A 25,645-nucleotide genomic window follows, 5' to 3' on the forward strand; every position below is an offset into this window, starting at 1 on the left:
AATTAGCATTTGGTCTTGTTTAAAAAAGGAAATATTCGTGGTGCTAATCCAGCCAAAACATGTCCCATTTCTGGAATGGTTATTACGGTAAAGTCCTCGATAATATTTTGCAATCTAGTGGCAATTTCCTGAGTAGAGCGGATTATATCCTGTTGACCGCCGATGAATAATACAGGCATTGTCAAACGGCTGAGCTCATCATCTGAAAAAATATATTCTTTTTCTATCCTCGCATTAAAGTTGGTTTGTATTAAATCCATAAATGAAATAATCTTACTGTCCACACGCTGGCTTCCCAAGACCAGTCTATTGATCTTAATACGTCCAGTTGCTCCCAAAAGGGAATAGAGTACGGCTTTTATGATAAATGTTGTTTTGGTAGGAACTACTCCCGCCGGTGTCAGCAAAATCAGCCGGCCGACTAATTCAGGATAGCTTGTTGCAAATCGTAATGCCAACCATCCTCCTTGTGATAATCCGATTATATTTGCCTTGCTGATATCGAGCCTGTCGAAAACCTCTTTTAGCCATTTCGCGAAGTCTTTTGTTTGATAAGAAGGTCTGGTTTCTGCACTCTTTCCTGCCTCTCCGATAATATCTATTGCTATGACTTTATATTGTTTTGAATATTCGGCTATGTCGGATAACCATGACGTCGCATTAGAAGACGCACCATGCAGTAAGATGACGATTTCTTGGTGTTGGCTTCCGGCCTCCAAAAAATGGGTGTCCCCATAAGTTGTTTTCAGCACGCCCGTTTTCAAATTCAATGGAGCATTTTTTATTGCATCGTCGTAAGCCCGGATAATTTTGTCTTTTCCTTCAGGGCTTTTAAAGATTGATTTATTCATGAATGGTTTGTATAAAGTTGTAATTGAGAATTGGATTAACGTCCTGTCGCTTTATCACCTCTTAAAGTCATGACCGTACTTGTTATCATAGCGGCTTTTTTACCATCACTGCGGAAAATATCGCATTTATAATGACTTAAATTTTTTCCACTATGTAAGGGTGATGCTTTGGCAGTGAGTATATCCTCGAAAATGGGCCGGTAGAAATTGATTTTCAATTCTACGGATGTAAAAGTTTCGCCTTCCTGAATAAGGGTCGAATGTGCGGTTCCGATGGCTGCATCTGCCAGTTCACATAGCAGGCCACCGTGAATGGTTCCCTGTTGGTTACTGTGCAGTTCTTTTCTAGTATTGATCTGTACGGTCGCTGTACCTAAACCAACTTCTATAATGTTTATGCCCAATGTTTTTGATATTGGTGTCGGGTAATGCATATGCGTATGCATATCGCCGGTAATTTCCCTTTTTATGAATTTATTTAGGTAATCTAATATCGATAGTTTTGTCATATACGTTGTTATTATATTTATATAAATAAACCAATCGGTCTTTTTATTAATAAAAAAATTATAAGTTTTTCATGCTTCCTATCATAGACTGTATGGCGTACAAATGGTGCAAATCATGCTCCGCAACAAAATGCATTAAGTCAATGATATTCATGGGGTGTTGTAACCTCGGATGCATACTTGTCTTCAATAAGTCTTCTTCACTCAAATTTTGCAGCATTGCAATTGTTTTGTGTCTTTCGCTGACCAGGTTCTTAATAAGCTTTTCAACCAACATGTTGTTGAAAGAAGACTCATCTGTTGCTGTATTGTTTAAATCGGCAGACGACATATCTGGTTTTCCTTCCTTTATATCTCTAAAACGCATTCGCCATAGATCTTCTAAAAGGATTAAATGCCCTATATTCTCATTGACAGACCATTTATCTCCTATTTTGCGGGTTGAAGCTTCTATAGGACAACTTTTCAGCAGTCTATTTAGAACAGACGGAAAATGTTCAAGTCTTTGTAAAAATTCGTCAAAATATTCCGAACCTGTGTTTGAATCAAATTGTCGGTCGAACCATCTGACAAATAATTGTGGCTTTACTTTTTTCATTAGTATTAATTTATAGCTTATTACTATTAATCCATGCTTTGGCAGGTATTATCCACTCATCTAATGCCCTGAACAGAAAGCCATGTTCCAGACCTGTGTTGAGGGTAATCTCTTTAAAAGAATTTAAATCAGAATTTTTAAATCTAAGTTGCCTTGATAATAACTTAGCGCCGACATCGGTTTTTTCATTAATCGATAAAACCTTCCCGTACAGCCGGAACTTTCGATCTTCGTTCATTGAATCATTTTTAAAGCTTGAGCCAATAAAAACAAATTTCAAATCTGGATTTTTGGCATAATAAGAGATATATTGAGCTATATAACCTCCCTGAGACGTTCCGACAATTGAAATATGGTCATAAGGAACTCCATAGTTATGTAAACTGTCAATTGTAAGTATCATCTTTTTTGCATACATCTTAGGATCAGTGTCGGGCTTTCTTTTTTCGGATAGTATGACAGAATTTGTGGATTGAAGCTTTTCTAAAATGGCTGTATAAGCCGCTGGTCCGTATTTAGGATGGGATTCATTTAACGAATGTCCTTCCGAAAATTTATTATGCAAAAAAAAGACATACTTTCTTTGAGTACTATTTTGAGCATTAGTAGCAAACGGAAGAAATAACAGATAAAGAAATATTAATCTAAGAAACATATAATTTGAATAAGACAGACCATTTTAATTTAGAGACAGCATCAGATTTTATTGGTCCTTATCCACAAGATGTCTTTTTGAGGCTGTCAATGCATACACCATAGGGATTTTGTCTCCCAGATGAGCAATTCTGAACTTACCGGGTTCAAATTCAATTGAATTATTGAAATTATTGTATGGTGAATAATCAAATTCTTCAATGGAATTCATTTCTAAACCATTTTGCATCAGACTGCTTATTACTTCGGCTAAGCCGTGGTTCCAGCCAATTGATTTGACTTCAAATTCCGCTTCTTTATCTGCATAAGTTCCTTTTTCAGTTTCTATAATGGCTCCGGAATTAAAATATCTGTATTCAATCTTTTTAAAACCCGCATCAAACATCCAAACAACCGGATGAAATTCTACAAACACAAATGTACCGCCGGGTTTCAGGAATTTCGAAATGATCTTTGCCCACCGATCCAAATCCGGAAGCCAGCCGATGGTCCCATAACTTGTAAAGACAATATCAAACTGACGATTCAGATGATTGGACAGATCATAAACATCGCTGCAGATAAAAGTTGTTGAAACATTACTCTGTTTTACCAGTTCCCGTGCTTGGTCTATTGCTACATCCGAAAGGTCAACGCCGACTACGTCCGCTCCCAGGCGGCTTAAAGAGATACTATCCTGTCCGAAATGGCACTGTAAATGCAATACGGATTTGCCTGTCAGATCTCCAAGTAAATTAAGTTCTATATCTTTTAATGAATTTTTGCCCTTCAAAAAGGCTTCCAGGTTATAAAAATCAGAATTGATATGAGCTTCTGTTCTGGTATTCCACGACTCTCTGTTTATTTCCAAATAGTTCTCTTCTGCATTCATATGTATTTGTCTAATGAAGTGAATTGATTTTTTGCCATTCTTCGTAGCTGATTACGCCAAGTTCTGGCTGGCTTTTACCGTTCAGAATATGGATAAACTCCAGCTGATTTCCGTCTGGATCGTCAAAATAAAGAGCAAGTGCGGGCATCCAGGCAAAAACCATTGGTTCATTGCTTCCATTTTTGAGAAAATTATAAGCCTTTAAGCCGTTTTGATCTAAAAAAGTATTTGCATCTTTTAAAATAAAATCTTTGGAACAGCTGAATGCAAAATGTCGTTTATGGAGATTACCTTCCTGCTCCCAAAGTCCTATCATTGCCTTTTTATTTTCTCCAACCCAAAGAAACGCAATTGGTCTGGTTTCATCATAGTGTGCAAGCCGCAGTCCCAATATTTGAGTATAGAACTGAACTGCGTTTTCCAAGTTGCTTACTTGAATGTGTGTCTCGTATAATCCTTCAATCATATTTATATATTTTATTATTAATAATTATAGTACTTTGATAATAACGACGATTTCATCTTAGCATATGAATAATCGGATAATCTTTGCCAGAGCCGTCTTTTTCGGATCTTCCTACTTTTCTGAACCCTAATTTTTCATAAAATCCGATAGCCTGATAATTTTGCTCGTTGACGTCAACCTTTATAATGCCTTTTGTCTCATCCATAAATTGAAATAAGCTCTTTCCATAACCTTTACCACGGTATTCATTGTGAATAAAAAGCATTTCGAGATTTCCCAAATTTCCATAATTCTGGGGTAATCTCCGATGGTTGCAAGCCTGATTTCAGTGTTATATCCTAATTGAGCGGTTCTGATAGCAGCTACATATCCGCCGGGACCTGACCCTATTACGGTAATATCAAACGTTTCCATTTTATTGTTAAATATTCTTAATAACCTAAAAATAAACCGATCGGTCTTTTTAAAAACAAAAAAAATTATACTTTCAAATTCCTGATCAGCCTCTCTAAGAATGACATCGCTATATTAAGCTCTGTCATACGCTTGTTGACCTTCGCCTGCATAAATGCACCTTCGATCATTGAAATCATCACGACTGCAATTTCAGTCGGATCGGTATCTACTTTTATTTCGTTTCTTTTGATACCACGTTTGATTTGATTTTCTAGGGAAGTTTTCCAAAAATCAAGCGCTTTTTGTACACGTTTTTGGAGTGACGGGTGTGTATCATCAGCCTCGGTAGCAGTATTTAGAATAGGACAGCCTGCCTGTAAATACGGATACCTGAAATAGTTTTTGTAGGTATGGGGATAAACCAGCAATCTTTCAATTGAATCTTCACTTGCTAAAATACGTTCTTTCATATGCTGCGTTACCTTCCCAAAATTGTAGTCAAATACGCTTAATGCAATCTCATCCTTATTCTCAAAATTACCATAAATGCAACCTTTCGAAAGACCAGTGGCGCTCATTACATCATTTATCGATGTACCCGCAAAGCCTTTCACATTAAAAACGGTCGAAGTTTTCTCTATGATTAGCTGTTTGGTATTTTCGGATTTTTGAGTTTTCATCAGTGATAATTCTTGCCCAGGACAAAGTTAAATAAAAAAATAGAACAACCGGTCTTTTTTTTAAGGATATTTGGGTAATGGCTCCAATGTGGAGTTCTTAATTAACTTCAATAATTGGATTTATAACGGCATTGTTGAACAGTATGTCCGCATTTCCGGTCTGATATCGAATCTCATGAAATAAATTCGTAACATCTTCATGTTTTAAAGCATTGGCGCGGATAGCTATAGCACGGCGTCCGCCGGCTATGATTTGATCAGCGATTTCTTCAGCCTCAGCGGATGATATGCCATAATTGATAATAATTGTACATCCTCGTTGGCGAGACGCGGATAACCTCAGAATGTTGCTTCTAATTTGAGCTCGAGAGATTTAGTATCAAATGAAAGTGCAGAATCAGAGTGGGGTGAACAAACCGAGAGCTTCCTTTACTTGAATTTAAAAGTTTTTTAGATAGTAAAAAGCGGTTTCAAAAGGATATTATAATTGATAAACATATTAAACAAATCAATAAATATATATTAATATACCGAAAGGTATTATATTTTTATATATTTGTGCACAATTAAAGTTTTTGTCAATAGTAATGAGCAAGATGCCAAAGCAGAAAAAACAAGAGAGTTTATCATTCAGAAATCAGCACAGGTATTCAATATTAAAGGATATGAAAATACTTCGTTCACTGATATTCGGGAAGCGACTAAACTGACTAAACGAGCGATATACGGTATTTTTTCAGACAAGAATGAATTGGCAGTTGCAGCATTTCAGCATACCATCTCGATTGTGTTCAACCGAATCAGTAAATGCATAAATGATGCTTCAACTTTGTATGGCTACAAAATAATATGATAATAATTTATGAACAATCTCTTAAAATTAACGATCGAAGCACATGGGGGGCTTCAAAATTGGAATATGTTTACTAACATATCTGCACATCTAAAAGTTGATGGGCTGACTTGGATTCGGAAGCAACAGCCAGGAATAATAAACGATACCTACGTGTCTGTAGATACAAAAAGACAATTTGTGTCTTTCCAACCGGTCTATGCAGATTGGAAGACATCGTTTGAACCTGATCATGTTGTTGCTTTAACGCTGGATAATGAAATAATTGAAGAACTCTACAGTCCCAGGCAGTCTTTTTTTAACCACAAGAGAGAAACGCCTTGGACGCGCTTACAGGCATTTTATTCTGCAAGTTATGCTGTTTATCCGTAACGATGATAATACAAGTGTTCAACCTGTGCCCGTCCTGGTAGTCGTTAATGTAATGGATATTGTGCTGAAGTAGTTCGCAAATTTGCTGAACCAAGGCAGATGAAATGGTTCCTCCTGTAACAGGGTAACAATACAACCTTAACTATTTTAAGGATTTTTTTTAAGCTATAATATACCGATTGGTATATTATAGCTTAGGTATTTAAAAATAAAAAAATGAATCGAATACTCCTCATCATTACCGTTATATCAGCGGCTATCATGGAATTGATTGATACGTCTATTGTCAATGTGGCAATCAATCATATGAGCGGAAGCTTGGGCGCAACATTGGAAGATACTTCCTGGGTTGTGACTTCTTACGGCATCGCAAACGTTATCATTATTCCGATGACGGGTTTTCTTGTGAATAATCTGGGCCGTAGAAACTACTATATAGGATCCCTTGTACTATTTACATTATGTTCTTTTATGTGTGGCAATGCCTCTGGTATTTGGGAATTGGTGGCTTTTCGCTTTTTTCAGGGTATCGGCGGAGGAGCATTGCTCTCTGTCTCTGCGACGGTGGTCTACGAATGCTTTCCAAAAGAAAAACAAAATATCGCGAGTGCCCTATTTGGTATCGGTGTTTTTATCGGACCGACCATCGGGCCAACACTTGGCGGACACATAATTGATAACTTTTCCTGGGAATGGATTTTTTATATTAATATTCCTATCGGCATCATTACGGCTATTATCTGTTATCGTATACTTCCGGAATCGCCAACAAGAAAAAAGGTCAAAGAAATAGACTGGGCAGGAATCTTATTATTGATCACAGGGATCGGTTCTTTACAGACCATTCTTGAACGAGGGGAAACAGAAGATTGGTTTGAAACCCGGTATATCACCATACTTGCAGTTATTGCATTTCTTTCACTTCTTCTTTTTATTTATAGGGAACTTACCACAGCACACCCTGTGGTGAAATTATCTATTTTAAGATCTCCTTCATTAAGTATTTCTGCATTGCTCACTTTTATTACTGGTATGGGGATGTTTACTTCTATTTATTTGACCCCTGTATTTGCTCAGAGGCTTTTACAGTTTACCCCGTCAATGGCTGGTTTAATGCTCCTTCCTGGATCTATTATAGCCGTATTTGCGCTAATAATTACAGGACGTGTGCTACAAAAGGGGGTACCACCTGCATTAATTGTATTCATCGGCTTCTGTTGCTTCATCTATTTCAATTGGTCGATGTCCAGGGTAACTCTAAATGTCCCGTTCACAACCATATCAGTTAATTTGATTTTCAGGGCACTGGGAATGGCAATGCTGACGGTTCCGCTTTCTACGCTTGCTATTTCGTCATTAAGATCCGAAGATATACCACAGGGAACAGCCATAAATAATATGATGAGACAGCTGGGTGGGTCTTTTGGTATTTCTATCATCAATACGTTTATTGTCAGAAGAATGGCCCAGCACCGGTCGGATTTAGTTTCAAACATCACCTACACAAATAATTCAGTGGTAGAAAGGCTGGATAAGTATACAGCTCTTTTTCAAACTAAAGGGTTTGGGCATGTTGATGCGCAGCATCGGGCCATCGGCCTAATGGATATGATTGTGCAAAAACAGGTTTTCATGTTAAGTTATATCGACGCTTATCTTTTCATCGGGGCGGCATTCGCATTATCACTGCCTTTGCTGTTATTTTTCTTCATTCGGAAAAGCAATAAAAAAATTGTAGTTGCAGCAGCCGATCATTAATAAAATTAAACTCAAAAAATAAGAATATGAACACAAAAAACAACACAGTTATTATTTCTGGCGGTACAGCCGGAATAGGTTTGGAACTTGCCAAGCTATTTGCAGAATATGGAAATAAAGTTATTATAACAGGCCGTACAAAAGAACGGTTAGATAAAGCTTTACAACTTTTGCCTGGCGCCATAGGAATTCAGTGCGATATCTCAAAACCGGAAGATACCGGCGCCCTGATTAGAGAAATTGAAATGAAACATGGCGAGGTTAACATACTGATCAATAATGCAGGCGCAGCACATGTTTATAATCTGTTAACCGAAAATATAAACGCGGAGGAAAAAGCGCGCGAAGAAATGCTGACTAATTACTTATCCATAATCCGATTAAATGAGAAGCTTTTGCCTTTGCTTCAAGCCCAAAAAGAATCAGCAATAGTTAACGTTTCTTCTGTTGTTGCTTATGTGCCGGGAAAACTTGCAACATATTCAGCAAGTAAGGCTGCTCTGCATTCTTATACACAGTCGTTAAGAATAGCGCTCGATAAAATCGCTTCGACAGTAAAGGTCTTTGAACTTATGCCGCCGTTAGTTGATACGGAATTTTCGGCACCTATTGGAGGACAAAACGGTATTCCCGCGTCTGAAGTAGCTACACGTTTTATGCAGGGATTCAGGGAAAATGAACTTGAAATCAGGGTAGGGAAGACTGAGGATATTTACCACAGTTATCTTTCCAACCCAGCAGAAGCATTGAAAATGATGAATCAGGATAGCAAGTGAATTAAGTAAAACTTTTTATAAAGCGAAATAAGCTGTATAACAGAAGCAAAACTTCAATGGAGGATTTTGCATATTTAGCACATTGTTCCGGTCGTTTTTGTGCCGACACGATCAGCATCATAGGCCTTCTGGGTTCGTCTGCCATTCCGGCGACATTATTAACCATCTCCGTTTTTGGCTGTGGTTCAGTAGCTAAATTGATCGCAAAGTTGTTTGCAAGCAGGATTGTAAGGTAAGTGGTCAGTGTCCTATGGTATTTTATTACATTGTTTTGTAAGAAATGTGTTTCCCGCTTTCCTTCTTCAAAATAATAGTCGACGGGCCAGTATAACTTGTTTCCTGCTGCATCGTAGATCCATTCTTGGTCGGGTCTTGCCGTGAATATCGGATGCTCAACAGAAAATACAAAATTGCCGCCCGGTTGTAGCCAACGGTTTATATACATGCAGAGCTGACCAAAAGTCTTTGATGTACCATTTACTATTTCCTATTTTTGCTTTTCTTTCATTGGGTTTAATTCAGTAGTGTGCTGAAGATGGTAATCTCCCATCCACGATTCAATATGAAGGAGCAATTGCTCTAGGCTTTTACCCGTTTCAGATAACCCATAATACACTTCCGGAGGAAAAGTGTTCACTTGTTTTCGAACCACAATTCCATCGTTTTCCATTTCTTTTAATTGTTCTAATAATACTTTTTTGGAAACCTTGGGCAATTTACGCCACAATTCAATGAAGCGTTCATCCCCCGTATAAAAAAAATGATGGAGAATCAAGGGCTTCCACTTCCCAGAAAATATTCTGAAAAAAAGATTTACGGAACAGTTTTCGAATTCCTTATAATTCATTAGGTAACAATTTTGTAACCGGGAAACCTCTGGGTAAATATCTTTCGTTAGCCGAAGGTTATACCGAAATTTACCAGCTAAGGTAGGAATTTAAATACGTTATCACTATGACAATACATCAAATACGTAATGCCACTATTATTATCGAATCGGAAGACAACTTTATATTGGTTGATCCTTTATTGGGAAAGTCAAAGACATTTGTTCCGCTAACCCTTTTCCGTTTCAAACCCCGTCGCAACCCTTTAGTTGATATACCCATTGAAAGCGAAAAACTGCTGCAGAAAATCGATTATTGCCTGATTACACACCTGCATCCCGACCATATCGATGCGGTAGGAATAGAGTTTTTACGTAGCCGTAAAATTCCCGTCATATGTGGTGAAAACCACGTCCAACAATTAAAAAAATGGGGATTAAATGTCCTGAAGGCGATTGATTATTGGAAGACAATTTCGTTTCTGAAAGGCAAACTTACTGCGACGCCTGCAGTTCATGGTTATGGCTGGGTAAGAAAACCAATGGGGCATGTATATGGATTCGTGTGGCAGACATCCGCTGATGAATCGGTGTATATAAGTGCAGATACCATTTATACCGATGACGTAAAAAAGGTGTTGGCTACTTACAAGCCCGACGTATCTGTGCTAGCTTGCGGTTCGGCACAATTCGATTTCGGCAGACCACTATTGATGACAATAGACGATATTGTAAAGTTCATCCGTGATACCCCAGGCAAAGTATTGGCAAATCACATGGAAGCCATCAATCATTGTCCTACCACGCGCCTTGAGTTAAAGCAAAGATTGGAGAAAGAGGGATTATTGTACAAGACATTTATTCCGGCCGATGGCGAGCGTATTGAGGTTGTAAAACCATTGTATGAATCCAAGATAAAATTTTAAGCATAGTTTTTCCATGGAACACAATTGCTATATAAAGAATGAAGATCCTAACATCCTTTCTTACATGATAGATGGGACAAAAGGAAAAAAATATGGCTTTAAACGATATGATGGAGTCAGTGATGAGTTGCCAATTACATATCTTTATCATGGCATAAGTTTTTTAGGGAAGATTGCTACTGCGAGAGATGGTAGAAATACTCGGCGGGCTTTATTGCAGGCAGAAAGGGCATCTCTTAGGCATCCATCAGGAATAAGCCTTTTTAGACAAAAAACTTTTATGTATAATAAGTGAAAAAATGAAAACAATTATTAAAATCATTGGTATTATTGCTCTGTTGCTTCTAGTATTTGATCAGTCTAGGTCAATATATAGGTTTGATGATAGTCATTACATTACCATTTGGAAAAGATTAGGTAATAAATTTATCATCACATTTGATAAACATTATTCAATTTGTTGTTTTGGAATTTTTAATTCCAAAATGCAATACCATTTTTTGACTCGTCTCCAATAGGAAGGCTTTACCAGCGGGCTAAAAAGTAGTTCTCTAGTTGTATCCTGTGCTATTCGAAAACTTTTTGTTGCTCTGTGTAATAGGTAGTTCTGCCGCTAATTTTGGTTTGCAATATTTCATGGCCCTTACCATCAACCTTCGCATTTTTGTTATGGACTTTCATGAAGTCCCTTATCTCACCGTTAATGATTTCAGGATGCTCTTTTAGAATCTGCTGTTCGGCATTTTCCAGTACCTTCTTAATTGCTTTGGCAAGATGTTGAACCTGCTGTTCGGGGATTTTGTTTGAAATCGAAAGCGGTGATATCCCTGCTTCATACAGGATTTCGTCAGCGTAGGCATTTCCAATACCACCAATGACATTTTGATCCATCAGGAGAGTTTTAATTTTGGCCTTGCTTGATTGCAGCAATCCGAAAAGTAATTTTGGGGTTAGTTTTGGTGAAAGTGCATCCATCACGTTTGCATGTTCAGGATTCAATTCTATATGTGCCATTTTCTGAAAGTCAGTAATGGATAGCGTTCCACCATCCTTAAACTTCATGGAAACTAATGTATACTTTGGGTTTTCGTCCTCCGAATATATCAGTTTGCCATGCAACATGAGATGAATCGACAAGATAGCATCTTTGCCAAAATCAAAAAAAAGCCTTTTACCTTCCCGATAAACTTTGACGAGTTTTTTGCCCTCTAGAGTTTGCAGATCATTCAGGCTGACTTTGTTTTTTTGTTTGTTGTGGATGGCAGCTTTTTCAAGCACTTTACCTTTAAGCATTTTTGTGAGATTTTTGCTGAAGGCCTGTAGGTCTGGTAGTTCTGGCATAGTCGTCGATTTTAATAATTTTTGCTTCCTTACTTTCTATTTTCCTCTTTTACCTTTTTAAAATGCTCCCTTGCTTTTTTTAGGCCGGTTGCTATAGCAATTCCTTCTTCGGCGCCTTCCTCAAGCAAAGCATTTGCGATTTCAGTTGCTTTCTCCCGGATGTTGACCGGTTGATTTTTATATGATGGTGGATAATCTCCATTATACCAAGGCATAATTCCTCCTTTTTGTATTTAGAACAACATCAGAATAGTGATAGTTTTCAAACTCTATTGATTGGCGGTTGTTCTATTCCAAAAACATTTATTATGACAGACAATAAAAATAAAAAAGATGCAAGGGACCGCAATCAGGTAGCAGGTGGTGAATCTTATGAGGTAGATTATTTGGCAAAAGAACTTGGCGTAACCCGGCAGCAAGTCGAAGAGACCATCAAAAGCGTTGGCAATGATCGTGAGGATGTTATTAATTATTTGAAAAATAAAAAATGAGAATATGGCAGCTATAGCAACATTCACTGGAATTCCGGTGACAAATAACATAGGAGTAGAAAAATACTGTGATTTTGAAGTAGGACAGGAGGGGCAAAACGGACCATATGCCCGAATTACGATGGATGGTTGCCAGTTGATCCTAGATGAAGATTTTGGTGTTATAGAGGGCGATCTTGCGGAAGAATGGAGGGAACCCGCTATTGCCAAACTTCTTCTTTTACTGGAAGTAGACCGAAACCGTGATGGAACTTTGAGCTAGCTAATCTGTTCACTACTTTTCTCAAGTTTAATTATGATATTCAGGTTAAAAGGACTCTACAATATATTAGCGGGGATTTGGCCGGGTATTCTGGATCGTATTGAAAGATAAAAATAAATATGACTGGTATTAAGAAATCCAAAAATGAGCTGTTGAAAGATGCACGATTGCAGGAGCTCGAAGGTAAAACCGAAGATGCCATCAGAAGCTACAACCTGGTTATAAGAAAAGCACCATTACAAGCAGGGGCATATAACAGGTTAATGATTCTTTATCGAAAGCTCAAAGAATATAAGAAGGAGCTAGCCATTATTAAGCAGGCTATTGCTGCCTATGAGAAGGATTTTAAGGACGATCAACAGACCTGGAAGAAAGCAAATAGTAAGTCCGCACGCCTCAGTCTTAGTTTAGCTAAATCTATGGGGCTCCTCAACGATAAAGGTCTCCCCGTATATGAAGAATCTCAGATCATCAGCTGGAGAAAACGCATGGAGACCGTACAGAAAAAAATTAAGACGCCAGCAAAGCCACAAAAAGAGAAACCGACAAAACGTTTAAAAAAGTAGCGTTAAACGCACCAATAACCTCGAAATTATCTATTATCATCTTTTCTCCATTTTAGCTCTCCGTGTTGAATCATTCCAATGTATTTTTGTACCTGGTCGTCGGTCAGTAGGCTGTTGTCCTCAATATGATAATCGAAGCTTTTAGCATACTTGTCGTGCTGGATGCTGCCTACATAAGCATTGTTCAGATAAATGTGCCAAAGACTGTATTTTTTTGCGCGTACCTCGACTACCTGGCGCACGCCATGGTGGTAAAATAGCTCCGGTACATCGCTATCGAATCGCATGATCAGTGCATCTATACATGCTTCCTTTATATCATCTGCAAGTTCTCCAAACGCAAGTTCCCAAACTCCCTGAGACTTCCTGAAAACATAAAAAGCAAGCCCATTTTTGTTGTAAAGATGATAGTATTTCATGCCCATGCTTTTATCATTCACAGTCATTTGGACATACATAACGCGATTTCGGCAAAAGACTTCAAGAGGTTTCATGGATCAAAAATACTAATAATTTTAGTAAAAAAGCAGTCAAATTGTGGTGTTTGAAATTTAACCTATCCAAGATCTATTCCAAAAATGGAGTAGTCTAAACATGACCAAGAAGCTCATACCATCATCTGAAGCATCTTTAAAAAGAATTTACAGCAAGATTACCCTCAGATGGTTCAGGTAGGCTTACGATTTCAAATAAATTTATCTGTTTCTGTACTAATTAGTTAATTGACACAGGATTGTTACAGGAGGATTTTTTTCTTAATTTCGAACGGTTAATATTTATAATCCATTCAATTTATGCTGTTCATTTATACACGATACGAGTACGTTTTAGGAAGTAAAAATATCATTGCAACTTTAAAAAATGAAACAATACCGCAGAATTTCAATCTTAGTATCATTACGCCTGCGACCAAATTTTTAGGATTTCCGGTTGGAGGAGGTCTGGTAAAAATGTCTCGTTTAATCAATCAGTACGGGCAGATCATCCACGCAAGAAATTACTCGCCTGAAATAAAAGAGGAGGTAAAGAAATTTAAGAAGACACTAAAAATTCCCTATTTCAAACTTTGGAAAGGGTATTTGATTATAGCATCGATAGCAATTATCGGATCTATTATTTACGGTATTAAACTGGACATGGATGGCAAAAAATATCGGAATGAAAAAGAAAGTCTTGCTAAAGCGGCTCAACAATTACAAGCAGGACAACTATATGGAGCAAGTTTCTTTACCGATGCTGAAGGAAATAACATCCAAGGTGTACCAGCAGGTTGGGTTAAAATTCTAAAGGTAGAAGGAGATACAATTTTTGTCCAACGGTCTAAAAAAATATCGGATCGTGCGATGTTTGAAATGAAAGATTTGGAATCAATTAAGCCAACATCGGATGAAAACTGGAATAATAACATCGAAAAAATGAATTATTCGCTATTTAAAGAAGCCGTGAAAAATAAAAATTTATCCGGTATTGATTTATCTTATATTGGTGCAGATCACGATAAATATTCTGGCGTTATTATGTCTTTTAAAGGTGTTGAATAATATTATTTTCTAGGATTAAAATTAGAAAAATGGGAGAGAAGACAGGCAATTTTGAAGGGATGGAAGCAGAAAATACAGAACAAACACAGCGTAATATATTGTCCAAAAAAAGCAGTCTACTTTTAATAGTGCTACCTTTTTTGTTGCCATTATTTTTTATCGGAAAAACCTTTGGCTGGTGGCAAAAGGAATTTGTTGCCCGGGGGTATATTATTGGAATAGAGTCAAACGGTAAAGTTTATGAGTTGGGCAATGGAGGTGTTTTCGCTTTCAGTAAGCGTTTTATTAGGGATAAGAATGTATTTTTAAAGGCGGGAGCTGGCACGGTGTGTTTTATTTCTGCACTAGCGGAACAACAATATCAGCTCAATTCTGAAACTACTGTTAACCCATTTTTTCAGGGAAACGTTACCTTCATCAATAACAATGAAAGCTCCAACGTTTATTGTCAGGAAGAGAAAAAATACATCGATGCGAGTTCATATTATACGGTCAATAGTGTTTTTGATCGGAACGGGCATCTTCTGTTGGCTTACAGCACCGACAACGAAGCGCCAATATCTTTAAGAAAGACTCCGTTTATTAAAACTATTATAAATCAAGGAATGTCTCGGCGCTCAGGCGGAAGTGTAAGCGATGTAGAAGACCCCTATATCAACGTCTCGGAAATCTTTGAGCAATTTTTCAATAGAAAACTAAATTATTCCGTTGATGAAGAAAAAAAAATCATACGTTTAATATTATAAGCGTCTACTCCATATTTATTTCCGCAGGTAAGTATTGGAGACTACATTTTCAAAGGCTAAGTCGAGCTCAGAAACAATGAGCCTGAAGAGTTTTTAAACTTACTCTAGGTCGTAACAAAAAACCTCTTACAGCCTAGGATAATTTTGAGAATCAATTGCATGTGCGTTGCTTTAATACATGAATTACCAATTATCACTGAGTATTGCTTTTTGCTTTTCGTACCCTGCGGCGGTTAGATCTTAGGCATGGCTTATCCGACGTGGCGGAGCCTCTGCCTGCTTACTTTTCGCCAGCATTGGTGGTGATCACATATCTTTCAGTGCCACAAAACTTCTTTGTACCTTTATTTTTGTGATCTTTTTTTACAATTATAAATACTGCTAACAGTGGGATCTTCCTGTCTTGATACTGCTGATCTGCATAAACCGTATATATCATGGTTCTAAATATTTTAGAAAGAACCACAGCTATCGCATATTGGTTTATCGATTGGTAAATATTGGGCAGCCAGCAATTTTAACCTGCTAGCGTATGCACTGGAAGATCAAAATAGAAGGTGGAAGCCTTATCTTTCATACTTTTCACCTTGATCTCTGAGCCATGCTGACGGAGTATTCTGCCATACCAGCTTCTGTCACATCTTTGGTAAAACACATCTAATGAATAAATTCATCCTCTTTTATAAGTGCACTGGAATTAATAATAAAGTTTTTAAGTTCACCATTTTTGCATTTTAGTGTTCCTGCTGACTAAACGCACCGTTGAAGGTCATCGGCAGCAGTTGATCGATAAAACCGAAACCAAAAATACTGCTGATCCAGTGCGGTTCGCATTTCAGCATAAAATCTTGCAGTAACTGCCGAACATTGTTATCTCGAGCCTAATAACATTATAGTCACCGCCGAATCTTACAATAATAAACTTCTATCAGCTACTCGCTGTCAGGATGGAGATCTGCCGAGTGAGCTCTTCAAAGTCTATCGGCTTCGGAATATAACCATCCATATCCGGCATCATCATATCCATAAGAATCACTCCGATATCCTAACCTTTGAGCATCGCGCGGTGAAAGGCTGGAAAAAGAAAGTTCCTTATTTTATCGGTGCAGAAGGGAGAGAACCGTTATATTTACCAGGTTTGTACGAGCGGCATAAGACGGTGGATGAGGATGACGTAGCTGAACGCGTAGGTTCCTTTGGAATGCTCACACAAGCAGCCAACGAAGTGATGGCCAATATCCATAATGAGGGGCCCAATAAACATCGTATGCCTTTGTTCTTACCGGAGGATCTTGAACGTCAATGGATCGATGATATTCAGGAGGAGGATATGCCACCTAATATTTCTCCAGTGACTTATATTCAATGAAGGGAAAATCGTGCTTAGGCCAATTTAACTTTCAAAACCTGAGGCTTATTCAACTTTTTCTCCGAAATGATCAATAACTATTTTTAAGATCATATTTATTTTTAAATAAAGAAAATCACTCGTTGTTTCGAACCTACACCACATCCAGCCCCATACCTGCACATCCTCGATAGCTGATGTAACCCGTTTTGCGGGTACTTATTGTTATTAGGCCAACTAAAGATGCTGTTCGGAGAGAATAATAACCAATAATAAAGTGTGATATAAGGTTTTTACATTCTATTTTTATCCTGCCACTTCTTTGGTTTTAATCCAAAGTGTTTTTCAAACAACCTTCCGAAATAACTCAGGTTGCTAAATCCTACTTGATAGCCAACTTCGGAAACTGAAAGATTTTCCTGCTGTAATAGTCTTGCTGCTTTTTGCATACGAAGATGATTGTAATATTCGTACATTCCTTTTCCAAAAACTTGTGTAAAAATCCTTCTTAGTTTTAGCTCATTCATTCCACCTATTTTTACCAGTTCATCTTTAGATAGGGATTTTTCCAGATTTGATGCTATCGTATTCCGAACCAAATAAACCGCATCAATTTCAGCGTTGTTAAGATGGAAATAATCTGTTTTTTTCCTTTTTAATAAATTGCTGAAAAGCAGATAAATAAGTTCAAGTGCTTTTAACCGATAAAAAGCTTGCGGTAAAATGTTTTCTATTGAAAGGTCAGCTAATTGAGCAATTAAATCAGTCATTTCAGGTGACAAAAATTCTTCTATCCAAAAGGTTTTTTCTATATCAAAAAGATAAGACAATTTATCTGCATCATTTCCTACAAAATGTTTCAGGTATTCCAGCTCAACTAAAATGCTGATTTGCTGTACGTGGACATCTTTAGGAAATAACACTTCACTTTCCAAATGTGAAGGTATAATACGAACATGAGGCTGATTGTTCAAAGATCTTTTACTAATGGCATTTGCCGATTTTTTGTTAATAAGAATATTTTGAAACGAAATGAGTAGTCCTTTTTCTATTGTCCTGATTGGTTTTCTTTTATAAGCAAAAGTCTTGCTGGCAATTAAAGAGCGAACCATTATTAACATCTCGGGCATCAAGTCCACAATGTTCAATTCGTTGAAATGCAAAAATTTTATCTCATTTTCAATGGAAGATAAGGAGATGCCAAGTTTTTCAGCAAGTTTTCTCATTTTACGCTTTTCATCAAACATAATTTTTTGGACTATTATTAGTTTAATTTGGGCTATTTTATCTGTAAATATAGAAAGATATTTGCTGTATAAAAATGAAAAAAATGAAAAAAAATATTATTATTTCAGGAGGTGGCATCGCTGGATTGACTGTTGCAAAACTGTTGAGCAAACAAGGGCATAAGGTGACTGTTTTGGAAAGAGCGGCATCATTCAGTAAATCCGGATTTCTTATTTCGCTTAAGAGTTTTGGCGTTCGTATTATTGAAGAATTAGGATTAGCAGAACAATTACAACAAGCATCGTCACCCTCTGAATTTGTAAATTTCAGGGAGTCAGACGATTCAATTATACAAAGTCTTAGCTATGAGAAAATGAACGAGAATATTGAACGTTCCGTACTGATAACGCGAGGCGGATTGCATCACGTTTTATACAACGACGTAAAAAATGAAGTGAGTATTCATTTCTCATCTTCTGTTGAAAACGTAATGCATGATGAAGACAAAGTTCAAATATTACTCAACAACGGAACCGTGTTGGAGGCCGATCTCCTTATCGTTTCAGAAGGGTTACGCTCTACAACAAGACAAAATTATTTTCCGGAAAGTACGCTAGCGGATTTTAAATTTGTTTATATGGGTGGACGATTGAGAGAGCATCATTCTTATGAGGTTGGCAAATTCAATATCTATATTGATGTGAATAAGATGCTGTCTATTTATCCCATTGCTTCCGATGAAATAGCCATTCAGTGCTATTTACATGATACAGGAGATTTACCATCTGTTCAAAATAAAGCTAATGAAATACTCAAAACTTCTTTTGCCGGGTATAATGAAGATATACAGCATTTGTTAGGTCGCTTTGCGGATAACGGTCTAATGTTTATTGATAAAATGGGGATGATAAATTCATCCACTTTAGTAAATCGTAATGTGGTTTTATTGGGAGATGCGGGGTATTGTCCCACTGCGCTATCGGGAATGGGAGCATCATTATCAATTTATGGAGCAAAGGCGCTAGCTCATTTTATTCATCAAAATCCGAATGATTTAAAAACGGCTTGTTGCAATTATGATACCATGATGCAGCCAATAATTCAGAAATTTCAGGCTAATGCAAAAAATAATTCAGCATCATTTATCCCTGATAGTAAAGAAAAATTAAACAGTTTTGTCCATTCATTCAGAGCCGCCTCTGAGGCTGATGTGCAAAAAATAATGATTGATCCAATTGTATTAACGGAAGACCAGTTAAATTTTAGATAATGAATTTTAGAAAGATATTTTCCGTCATAGTTGGATTCGGAACGATAGGATTAATGAGTTCTGCTTTTGCAAAGATGCAAGGCTTGCTGTTCACGTCATCTTTAGAAATATTTACCAGTCAGGAAATCGCTGCCACCAATTTTTCCCAATTTATCATCAAACTTTTTTGTGTTTGGGTTAGTTGTGTGTGGGGTGGAATGGCTACTACGAGGATAGGGGGCGAAACAAGAGAAAATCTTATAGTTGGTGGATTAATAATACTGGTCGTGGGTTGGCTATGGTTGTCGGCTAAAAATCCTATATGGTTTTGGGTATTGCTGATTTTAGGTATTTTACCCTGTGTATTTTTAGGATATCGAGTAACTTCTGTTATATGTAAATTTCGTATCAAATGACCATGCGATTCTTGGTTGCAAATTGACCACCTGATTTTCTGGCGAAGATAGATTTAGTGCTGTAGGAGTAATGTCATCAAAAGTGATAATTAATATGCATCTTTTAAGTTATCAAGCCTGAACGTGAGATCAGACTTCGTCATTTGGTGTGAATAGCTCCCTTTTAAAGATTAATGTGTTTACGATTGTTGCCTCGATAACCTTTAAAAGGAGTCGGAAACCAATGAGATAACATTATTTGTGCTGGTTACCTGTGAATTATCGGTTCTATCAATGGCGATTCGCTAATTATCATTTATATTGATTCTCGTAGCGACATGCACATGGTTACCTAAATTTGCCTCTTCTTCATCCTGTTGACGAATAAAATCAAGTAGTCGATTGAGCTCTCCATTGGCATCATCCCACCATTTAATGGACCATATCCTATGGAATATAAATCCATATCTTTCAAGTTGTTCCTGTCGGAAACTGTCCCATGCGTAAGCTTCCGAACTGTTATGGTATTTAGCGCCATCACACTCTATTGCGATGAGTGGTTTGTGGTGTATTTTTGATTTTACAACAATATCAATCCGGAAACCGCCCACGGAATGCTGCTGTTCTAAACGGTCTGCACCGATATGCTGTGCAAGTTGTTCGAATACTTCATCTTCAAATGGAGACTCAGACCCTAAGCTAAATTCCGCTGGTTCATACAGTTTATCTGTACAATACTGACTCAACAGCTGTAGAATGCCTTTTCGCAATTCGTCATTTCCCTCACTTACCGCTTTCGCATAGGTAAAGTAAGCGTACAGAATTCCACGGCCTTTATTGCCCTTCTGTTGGATAAGATTTGGATAATGGCCAACAACCTCCTGAGGGAAAGAAGTACATACATATACTTTTGACCGCGCTCGAGTAATGATTACATTCAACATACGATGTCCCTTGCCCTGTATAATCGGACCAAAGTTTTGACTAAACGAACCGTCAGCTTTCCGTCCAAATGTAGTGGATAGAATGATAATATCCCGTTCGTCGCCCTGAATGTTTTCGAGATTTTTAACAAAGAATGAATCTCCCGCTTGGGCCATTAAGCTATCGAATACAGTATCGTTCTGGCGAACTGCACTCAGTTCCTCCAGGATCAAGTTGCGTTGATAAATATTGAACGTAGCTACACCCACGCTTGGAATACTATCTTTAGCATCCTTCATGATTTGTTGTAACAACTCGACCACTTTCAATGCCTCTTCCTTATTTACCTGTCCTTCATACAATCCATCAATCTGTAAGTATTCAATAGGAGTGTAGTGCTCTTTTGCCGGGACAGGCATTAATCTATTTCCGTAGAACGCATGATTGGAAAAGTCGATAAGATAAGGGTGTTTAGAGCGATAATGGACTTTTAAATAAGATTCAACGAAGCCTTTATCTACAGCATAAGCGAGTAGAGATTCGCTATCTGCAAGATTAAGCTGAGCAGCTTGCAGTGCAGTCCGATCTGAAAATTCATCTTCGGGATCTTCTGTCTCATCATCAATCGGGTCAAGTAGTGCTCCACTTCCTTCGAAGTAAGAGGAGGGAGCCATCTGATGCTTATCACCGGAAACAATTTTGGCCTTTCCACGGATCAAGGCAGCGTAAGTATCTTCGAGACGCAGCTGACTGGCCTCATCGAATATGACCACATCAAAAATTCCTTCCTCCAGTGGCAAGATGGAACTGCAGACCGATGGATTGACCAACAATACTGGAAAAAAATCAGTAAATAGTTCAAATTCTCTGTTTACAATAGTGCGTAGTGAATTGCGACGCATTCCCTTAGCTCCCTTTTTGTTAAAAAGACTATTAATATTTTGTCCTCTAGCTTTGAATTGTCCTACAGCATCAGCCTGTTTTTCCGTCCATAAGGCAATTATACTGTTTAGCTGCGCATGGTTAAACTCCTGTTTATGCTGCTGATATTGTTGTAGTTGGTAATCACTTTTTGGCAGCTCTTGTGGCTCATTTGTCGTCAGTATCCAATACAGATACCAACATTCAAATGCATCAGCCCAATGATCTTTAAGATGTATGCTGATTCTGGAAATAAGCTTTTGTTGCGCTTCGTCCTGTGAAAGGAAAAATGATTTCCACTCGTGATAGATACGGAACTCACCCATATGGTCACTGAACGTTGTGATGGTATGTTTAATCTTATCACAGAGTTCCAGTGCAGCCTGAAGACTTGTATACGGTAAAAATACACCATTCGTCATATTTCCTGTTAACTGGTTACTTTCAATATCTTCGAACGAGTTTTGTAGACTTCGATAGGCATCAGCGCGTGCCGCATAATAATCACGGAAATTATTAAAATACCTTGATTGAAAAGTTACTCTTTCAGTTAGGTAGGGTATTGCCTTTATCACCCCATTGATATCAGTAACTGGAGTCGTTGGAACAATATTGTAATCGGCGATTAGCATTTGCTCTATGCTATCCAATTTTTGAAGTAGGGGTGCTATTTGCGCTTTTAGTTCACTCAGTTCAGTATGAAAATGATGGTCATTAATGTTAGACAAATAGCTATTTATCGTATGTGGGTATTGCTCTTTCCAAGCGGCTGCTTTTTGTCTGAGTTCCTCAATATTGTTTAGGTAAATAGATAAGTCAGTTGCTTCCAAATGATCGTTATATTGATGCTCAATATAATTTTTCTGAACATGGGCTGATCTTACCTGCGCGATACGATTCTTTAATTCGATTCTCGTTTGTTTTATCTGTTTATGCTTTCCCGAGAATATACTTAATAAGCTTGTTTTAAATTTTGCACCACTACTATTATTTAATAAGTTATTGCCATATTGAGCAATGCTTGTTTCAGCGTAAGCAAGATAAGTTGATATTGCATTGCTTAGCGATGAATGATAGCTGCTATAATGTTGTTGCAGAGCATCTTCATATTGCTTGAAAAATTGTTGCGCTTTTATCCCTACTGTTTGTAATCCTAAGACAATTTCATTTATGCGCTGTTCCTGAGGAAAATTGGATGGCAATAGCTCTTCCTTAACTGAATCTCCAATACAAAATGCTAAATAGAGCTTAAAATCCTGCTGCATTATTGCGGGGATGCCACTCAAAAAATCATCAGCCCACTGCGTTCCACTCACTTGAAGTTCAGCAATAAGCTGTTCAATAGTTGGAATCTGTTTATGAGCGTATGCAATAAAATCTTCAATTTTTACACGTGATAGCCCAACCTGTTGATCTAAAAATAGATCGTCTGCCAATGGTCTAAATATAGCATGGACCTGATGCGACTGCTTAAATAAATTATGGCTATGCTTTAAAACAGCAAGTGTCCTTTCCAGTTCTGTATGATCCTGAGCAAAATTAAAATCTTCTTTCGGTATAATATTCTTGAGCGGTACTTGATTAAAGTTTTTCAATAAAGCCAAATACCGTCCGACGATCTGCGACCAACTTTTATCGCCGTAGACCGTTTGAGCTAATGCAGCATGCTGTGCGTTAATAAGTTCAGCTGATTCCTTGAGTTTTGATTTTATCGTATCATATTGGTTTTGGGCTTGTCTTACTGAGATGTAAAACGGAACTCCGACCTGACGATCCCTGACAGAATCCACGATCGCTTCACGCGCATCGTTCACATCATCAATTACACCTACCAGAGCACCGATCTGAGGATTCGTACGTTCGATATTTGCTTTAATCACATCAAGCGCTGTTTTCTTTTCGCAGACGACAAGACATTTCAGACCATTGGCAAGTGCATTTGTGATCAGTGCAGTTAATGATTGACTTTTTCCCGTCCCTGGGGGGCCTTGTATTATTTGATTCGGTTCATTTCCAAGAGCACTTATTATGGCCTGCTGACTTGGGTCGGTATCTACGGCGCTGAAAGGAGTTGTCGATAGATTTTCAACTTTAAGCTCATCAAATTCAAAGGTTTCGAATCGATCCAATAAGCGGGAAATGTCGGTAATAATACTTTCTTTTTGCGCTCTGAACAAACCGAAAACACCACCAAAATGAATGTAAGCTTTGTTATTGGCGATAGCATCTATCTGGGATGCTTCGGGTAATACATTTATAGCTGTTTCAAAGTTTTTGCTTAGCACCTCGAGTATCTGCTCTTTATTATTCGAATTGAGTGCTTCCAGTACTTCAGCACAGGCGTTCACTAATTCGTTGCTATCAATCAGAGCGTCATCTAAGGCTTCATTGGTCAGATTGGGGAGTGTAATGTCATCTTCACTTTTGATAAAAGAAAGGAGGACCTCGTTGATACTAATCGGGTGAATATCTGAATCCACTATTTTCCCATTCGCTTGAATCACTTTATTTCGCAAAAACGACCATTCATTGACTTTGTTTTTAGATTTAACGGCCTCTAGTTGCCAAATAAATAATGGGGCTTTTATGATCTTGGAGGGGTCTTTTGAGGATCTTTTTATAAGAATAGGATAGCCGAATCCGAGAGTCTTCATTCCATGTTCCTTAAAATAATCTTCATTTTCTATGATAATGGAGTTCAGTCGTTTAGAAATTACGGTCAGTTTCTTTTGAGTATCCGCATCTTTTTCATTGAGATCTATATTGTCAAATGAAATCTTAAATTCAAAGTTTGCTTTGGTCAACAATGTATCCAAAAATGATTTGGCGAGACCATCCTCAATGAGGTCGAGCTGCTGCAGGTCTAAGCGGGTGGCCAACCTTCCTGGCAATGCATTTAAATGAATAGAGCGGGCATTGCCGCCCTTTAATTTACTTTGTAATGATTGCAGGAAAATCTTGGATGACATAATTATAATATTTGTATTTATCCTAAGATACAAATATTCAGTATAATCAGCAACGGGATGGAATTGCTGATCTAAAACTTGAATGTTCATTAAAAAGCCTCCATCGCATTCATTGTGAAAGCTTGCCCCATAACTATCAAACTATCTTGATAATATTGCTTGACAAAGGACTCCATATTTTTCCTGGGCTATTGTCTGATCACTGGGAATTATAAAAAGTAAATCAGCATGCAATAGACTGTCGAGTATTTCTACATCATTATTTTTGATGGCTCTGTAAAGTGTGTTCTCGAGATTTAAAATTTCATCCTTTGTTATCATTTCTTATCCATTATTAATGATCATTAAACTTCTTCTTGAGTTGATTTCCTATTGTAGGTGTTGTATAAATATTCAGGAATTTCTGCGAGAGTCGATTCATGTACTTTATCGCCAAGTGTATAAAACTCCTGAAAGCTCATAATAAGAGGTTTCCATTTATCTGGATCAACCCGATTTGGATGGTTATCCATAGTAATTGATTTATCCAAAAATACCCTGTTTATCTTTAGTTCAAACGTGATAATCTTCCCATGCTTTAAAGGTTCGTCTTCCGCCAATTTATGCATGCCCATAACGACAGCTTCCATTTGCACAGGGCACTCGTTAATCCGGGAGGCATTATTGGTTTCGGCTGGGGTTTCCGTCAATCCGGCTATTTCAAATTTATTTTTTTCGAAACGATATCCCTTTAATATTTTAGACGGAGGAACAGGATTCGCCCCCGTGGTTTTGGCCAGTAGGTTCACTGCTTTTGCTTCGTTTACCGATGGCAGGTTTAATACGGCCTCTTTGGTTACCAAAAGGTTTTGGGCCGTTTGAGATGATGCCCCAAGCCCAATCATGCACCTCCAACCTAACCAGAAAATCGAAGATATAGGCGCAAGATTCGATGTACCATCGGGGTTTTTAGTACTGATAAGTACTACCGGTGTGCCGAAGTATAAAATGGAGGGATAACTTTTAATATGCATGTGTAGTACCTTCTAATATTTTACTGATTTTTTATCTTTCTTTTTAAAATTAACCATATCCGACATTTATTAAAATCCGTTTCTTGCGTAATCCAATTGTTACACCTATTCCACGA

The 25,645-nt window shown here is 37.7% G+C and carries 31 protein-coding genes; 14 read left to right on the forward strand and 17 right to left on the reverse strand.

Translation table 11 applies throughout. From position 1 onward, the window contains the following. Positions 1 to 2: 2 nt before the first annotated feature. The 9 genes from B3C94_RS02720 to B3C94_RS23495 form a co-directional block, all read right to left on the reverse strand. The gene (locus B3C94_RS02720; RefSeq protein ID WP_293898579.1) at positions 3 to 851 is read right to left on the reverse strand and encodes an alpha/beta fold hydrolase; all 849 of its coding nucleotides are present in this window, start codon (positions 849 to 851) and stop codon (positions 3 to 5) included. A 35-nt stretch (positions 852 to 886) separates the two neighbouring features. Further along, positions 887 to 1,360 (reverse strand): PaaI family thioesterase, encoded by a 474-nt coding sequence (locus tag B3C94_RS02725; RefSeq protein ID WP_293898582.1) that lies wholly within the window; start codon positions 1,358 to 1,360, stop codon positions 887 to 889. A gap of 58 nt (positions 1,361 to 1,418) precedes the next feature. After that, on the reverse strand, positions 1,419 to 1,958 hold the full coding sequence (locus tag B3C94_RS02730; RefSeq protein WP_293898585.1) for a DinB family protein: 540 nt from the start codon (positions 1,956 to 1,958) through the stop codon (positions 1,419 to 1,421). A gap of 10 nt (positions 1,959 to 1,968) precedes the next feature. Continuing rightward, positions 1,969 to 2,613, reverse strand: a complete 645-nt coding sequence (locus tag B3C94_RS02735) for a hypothetical protein (protein WP_293898588.1) — start codon at positions 2,611 to 2,613, stop codon at positions 1,969 to 1,971. A 48-nt stretch (positions 2,614 to 2,661) separates the two neighbouring features. Then, positions 2,662 to 3,483, reverse strand: coding sequence for a class I SAM-dependent methyltransferase (locus B3C94_RS02740; protein WP_293898591.1), 822 nt, complete (start codon positions 3,481 to 3,483; stop codon positions 2,662 to 2,664). A gap of 10 nt (positions 3,484 to 3,493) precedes the next feature. Then, a complete protein-coding gene (locus B3C94_RS02745) occupies positions 3,494 to 3,949 on the reverse strand; it encodes a VOC family protein (protein WP_293898594.1) in 456 nt (151 codons plus the stop codon). Positions 3,950 to 4,001: 52 nt separating this feature from the next. Next, positions 4,002 to 4,229, reverse strand: a complete 228-nt coding sequence (locus tag B3C94_RS02750) for a GNAT family N-acetyltransferase (protein WP_293898597.1) — start codon at positions 4,227 to 4,229, stop codon at positions 4,002 to 4,004. Positions 4,230 to 4,428: 199 nt separating this feature from the next. Next, complete coding sequence (locus B3C94_RS02755) at positions 4,429 to 5,025, reverse strand: TetR/AcrR family transcriptional regulator (RefSeq protein WP_293898600.1); 597 nt, start codon at positions 5,023 to 5,025, stop codon at positions 4,429 to 4,431. A 97-nt stretch (positions 5,026 to 5,122) separates the two neighbouring features. Then, on the reverse strand, positions 5,123 to 5,398 hold the full coding sequence (locus B3C94_RS23495) for an SDR family NAD(P)-dependent oxidoreductase (RefSeq protein ID WP_414712632.1): 276 nt from the start codon (positions 5,396 to 5,398) through the stop codon (positions 5,123 to 5,125). Positions 5,399 to 5,581: 183 nt separating this feature from the next. Between B3C94_RS23495 and B3C94_RS02760 the strand changes: the two genes are divergently transcribed. The 4 genes from B3C94_RS02760 to B3C94_RS02775 all read left to right on the forward strand — a co-directional run bounded on the left by B3C94_RS02760 (position 5,582) and on the right by B3C94_RS02775 (position 8,784). Beyond that, positions 5,582 to 5,878, forward strand: coding sequence for a TetR/AcrR family transcriptional regulator (locus B3C94_RS02760; RefSeq protein WP_293898603.1), 297 nt, complete (start codon positions 5,582 to 5,584; stop codon positions 5,876 to 5,878). A 9-nt stretch (positions 5,879 to 5,887) separates the two neighbouring features. Then, positions 5,888 to 6,250: a hypothetical protein gene (locus tag B3C94_RS02765; RefSeq protein ID WP_293898606.1), complete on the forward strand. Its 363-nt coding sequence runs from the start codon at positions 5,888 to 5,890 to the stop codon at positions 6,248 to 6,250. A 216-nt stretch (positions 6,251 to 6,466) separates the two neighbouring features. Further along, positions 6,467 to 8,008, forward strand: a complete 1,542-nt coding sequence (locus tag B3C94_RS02770) for a DHA2 family efflux MFS transporter permease subunit (protein WP_293898609.1) — start codon at positions 6,467 to 6,469, stop codon at positions 8,006 to 8,008. Positions 8,009 to 8,034: 26 nt separating this feature from the next. Then, positions 8,035 to 8,784 carry an SDR family oxidoreductase gene (locus B3C94_RS02775; RefSeq protein WP_293898612.1) on the forward strand — a complete coding sequence of 250 codons (750 nt, stop codon included), beginning with the start codon at positions 8,035 to 8,037 and terminating at the stop codon, positions 8,782 to 8,784. Between the two features lies 1 nt (position 8,785). Here B3C94_RS02775 and B3C94_RS02780 read toward each other — a convergent pair whose 3' ends face one another. Both B3C94_RS02780 and B3C94_RS02785 read right to left on the reverse strand, forming a co-directional pair. After that, positions 8,786 to 9,229: a hypothetical protein gene (locus B3C94_RS02780; RefSeq protein WP_293898615.1), complete on the reverse strand. Its 444-nt coding sequence runs from the start codon at positions 9,227 to 9,229 to the stop codon at positions 8,786 to 8,788. 42 nt (positions 9,230 to 9,271) lie between these two features. Continuing rightward, complete coding sequence (locus B3C94_RS02785; RefSeq protein WP_293898618.1) at positions 9,272 to 9,631, reverse strand: winged helix-turn-helix transcriptional regulator; 360 nt, start codon at positions 9,629 to 9,631, stop codon at positions 9,272 to 9,274. A 107-nt stretch (positions 9,632 to 9,738) separates the two neighbouring features. Between B3C94_RS02785 and B3C94_RS02790 the strand changes: the two genes are divergently transcribed. Both B3C94_RS02790 and B3C94_RS02795 read left to right on the forward strand, forming a co-directional pair. Further along, complete coding sequence (locus B3C94_RS02790) at positions 9,739 to 10,536, forward strand: MBL fold metallo-hydrolase (RefSeq protein WP_293898621.1); 798 nt, start codon at positions 9,739 to 9,741, stop codon at positions 10,534 to 10,536. Between the two features lie 13 nt (positions 10,537 to 10,549). Then, positions 10,550 to 10,831 (forward strand): hypothetical protein, encoded by a 282-nt coding sequence (locus B3C94_RS02795; protein WP_293898624.1) that lies wholly within the window; start codon positions 10,550 to 10,552, stop codon positions 10,829 to 10,831. 272 nt (positions 10,832 to 11,103) lie between these two features. Here B3C94_RS02795 and B3C94_RS02800 read toward each other — a convergent pair whose 3' ends face one another. Both B3C94_RS02800 and B3C94_RS02805 read right to left on the reverse strand, forming a co-directional pair. Beyond that, positions 11,104 to 11,877, reverse strand: coding sequence for an Fpg/Nei family DNA glycosylase (locus B3C94_RS02800; protein ID WP_293898627.1), 774 nt, complete (start codon positions 11,875 to 11,877; stop codon positions 11,104 to 11,106). Positions 11,878 to 11,906: 29 nt separating this feature from the next. Beyond that, a complete protein-coding gene (locus B3C94_RS02805; protein WP_070568431.1) occupies positions 11,907 to 12,092 on the reverse strand; it encodes a hypothetical protein in 186 nt (61 codons plus the stop codon). Positions 12,093 to 12,185: 93 nt separating this feature from the next. Here B3C94_RS02805 and B3C94_RS02810 point away from each other — a divergent pair, with 93 nt between their 5' ends. The 3 genes from B3C94_RS02810 (at position 12,186) to B3C94_RS02820 (ending at position 13,196) form a co-directional block, all read left to right on the forward strand. After that, a complete protein-coding gene (locus tag B3C94_RS02810) occupies positions 12,186 to 12,368 on the forward strand; it encodes a DUF3606 domain-containing protein (protein ID WP_293898634.1) in 183 nt (60 codons plus the stop codon). Positions 12,369 to 12,372: 4 nt separating this feature from the next. Then, positions 12,373 to 12,630, forward strand: coding sequence for a hypothetical protein (locus B3C94_RS02815; RefSeq protein ID WP_293898637.1), 258 nt, complete (start codon positions 12,373 to 12,375; stop codon positions 12,628 to 12,630). 119 nt (positions 12,631 to 12,749) lie between these two features. Further along, entirely contained in the window at positions 12,750 to 13,196 is a 447-nt protein-coding gene (locus B3C94_RS02820) for a hypothetical protein (RefSeq protein ID WP_293898639.1), read from the forward strand. Positions 13,197 to 13,222: 26 nt separating this feature from the next. On the opposite strand, the gene B3C94_RS02825 is transcribed toward B3C94_RS02820, so the two are convergent. Beyond that, complete coding sequence (locus tag B3C94_RS02825) at positions 13,223 to 13,615, reverse strand: hypothetical protein (protein ID WP_293898642.1); 393 nt, start codon at positions 13,613 to 13,615, stop codon at positions 13,223 to 13,225. Positions 13,616 to 13,990: 375 nt separating this feature from the next. On the opposite strand from B3C94_RS02825, the gene B3C94_RS02830 reads away from it, so the two are divergent. From B3C94_RS02830 to B3C94_RS02840, 3 genes are all read left to right on the forward strand, one after another. Next, positions 13,991 to 14,737 carry a hypothetical protein gene (locus B3C94_RS02830; protein ID WP_293898645.1) on the forward strand — a complete coding sequence of 249 codons (747 nt, stop codon included), beginning with the start codon at positions 13,991 to 13,993 and terminating at the stop codon, positions 14,735 to 14,737. A 29-nt stretch (positions 14,738 to 14,766) separates the two neighbouring features. Beyond that, positions 14,767 to 15,483, forward strand: a complete 717-nt coding sequence (locus tag B3C94_RS02835; RefSeq protein ID WP_293898648.1) for a hypothetical protein — start codon at positions 14,767 to 14,769, stop codon at positions 15,481 to 15,483. A 1,066-nt stretch (positions 15,484 to 16,549) separates the two neighbouring features. Beyond that, positions 16,550 to 16,852 (forward strand): SOS response-associated peptidase family protein, encoded by a 303-nt coding sequence (locus tag B3C94_RS02840; protein WP_293898651.1) that lies wholly within the window; start codon positions 16,550 to 16,552, stop codon positions 16,850 to 16,852. Between the two features lie 272 nt (positions 16,853 to 17,124). Here B3C94_RS02840 and B3C94_RS02845 read toward each other — a convergent pair whose 3' ends face one another. Further along, positions 17,125 to 18,078 (reverse strand): helix-turn-helix domain-containing protein, encoded by a 954-nt coding sequence (locus B3C94_RS02845; RefSeq protein ID WP_293898654.1) that lies wholly within the window; start codon positions 18,076 to 18,078, stop codon positions 17,125 to 17,127. Between the two features lie 83 nt (positions 18,079 to 18,161). Between B3C94_RS02845 and B3C94_RS02850 the strand changes: the two genes are divergently transcribed. Together B3C94_RS02850 and B3C94_RS02855 are read left to right on the forward strand one after the other, a co-directional pair. Continuing rightward, complete coding sequence (locus B3C94_RS02850) at positions 18,162 to 19,328, forward strand: FAD-dependent monooxygenase (RefSeq protein WP_293898657.1); 1,167 nt, start codon at positions 18,162 to 18,164, stop codon at positions 19,326 to 19,328. Beyond that, a complete protein-coding gene (locus tag B3C94_RS02855; protein ID WP_293898660.1) occupies positions 19,328 to 19,723 on the forward strand; it encodes a hypothetical protein in 396 nt (131 codons plus the stop codon). Before B3C94_RS02850 ends, B3C94_RS02855 begins: the two co-directional genes overlap by 1 nt. 284 nt (positions 19,724 to 20,007) lie before the next feature. On the opposite strand, the gene B3C94_RS02860 is transcribed toward B3C94_RS02855, so the two are convergent. Continuing rightward, a complete protein-coding gene (locus B3C94_RS02860) occupies positions 20,008 to 24,516 on the reverse strand; it encodes an AAA domain-containing protein (RefSeq protein WP_293898663.1) in 4,509 nt (1,502 codons plus the stop codon). A 344-nt stretch (positions 24,517 to 24,860) separates the two neighbouring features. Then, positions 24,861 to 25,529, reverse strand: coding sequence for a flavin reductase family protein (locus B3C94_RS02865; protein WP_293898666.1), 669 nt, complete (start codon positions 25,527 to 25,529; stop codon positions 24,861 to 24,863). Between the last annotated feature and the right edge of the window lie 116 nt (positions 25,530 to 25,645).

The sequence above is a fragment of the Sphingobacterium sp. UBA5670 genome (genome assembly GCF_002420705.1).
Classification (GTDB): domain Bacteria; phylum Bacteroidota; class Bacteroidia; order Sphingobacteriales; family Sphingobacteriaceae; genus Sphingobacterium.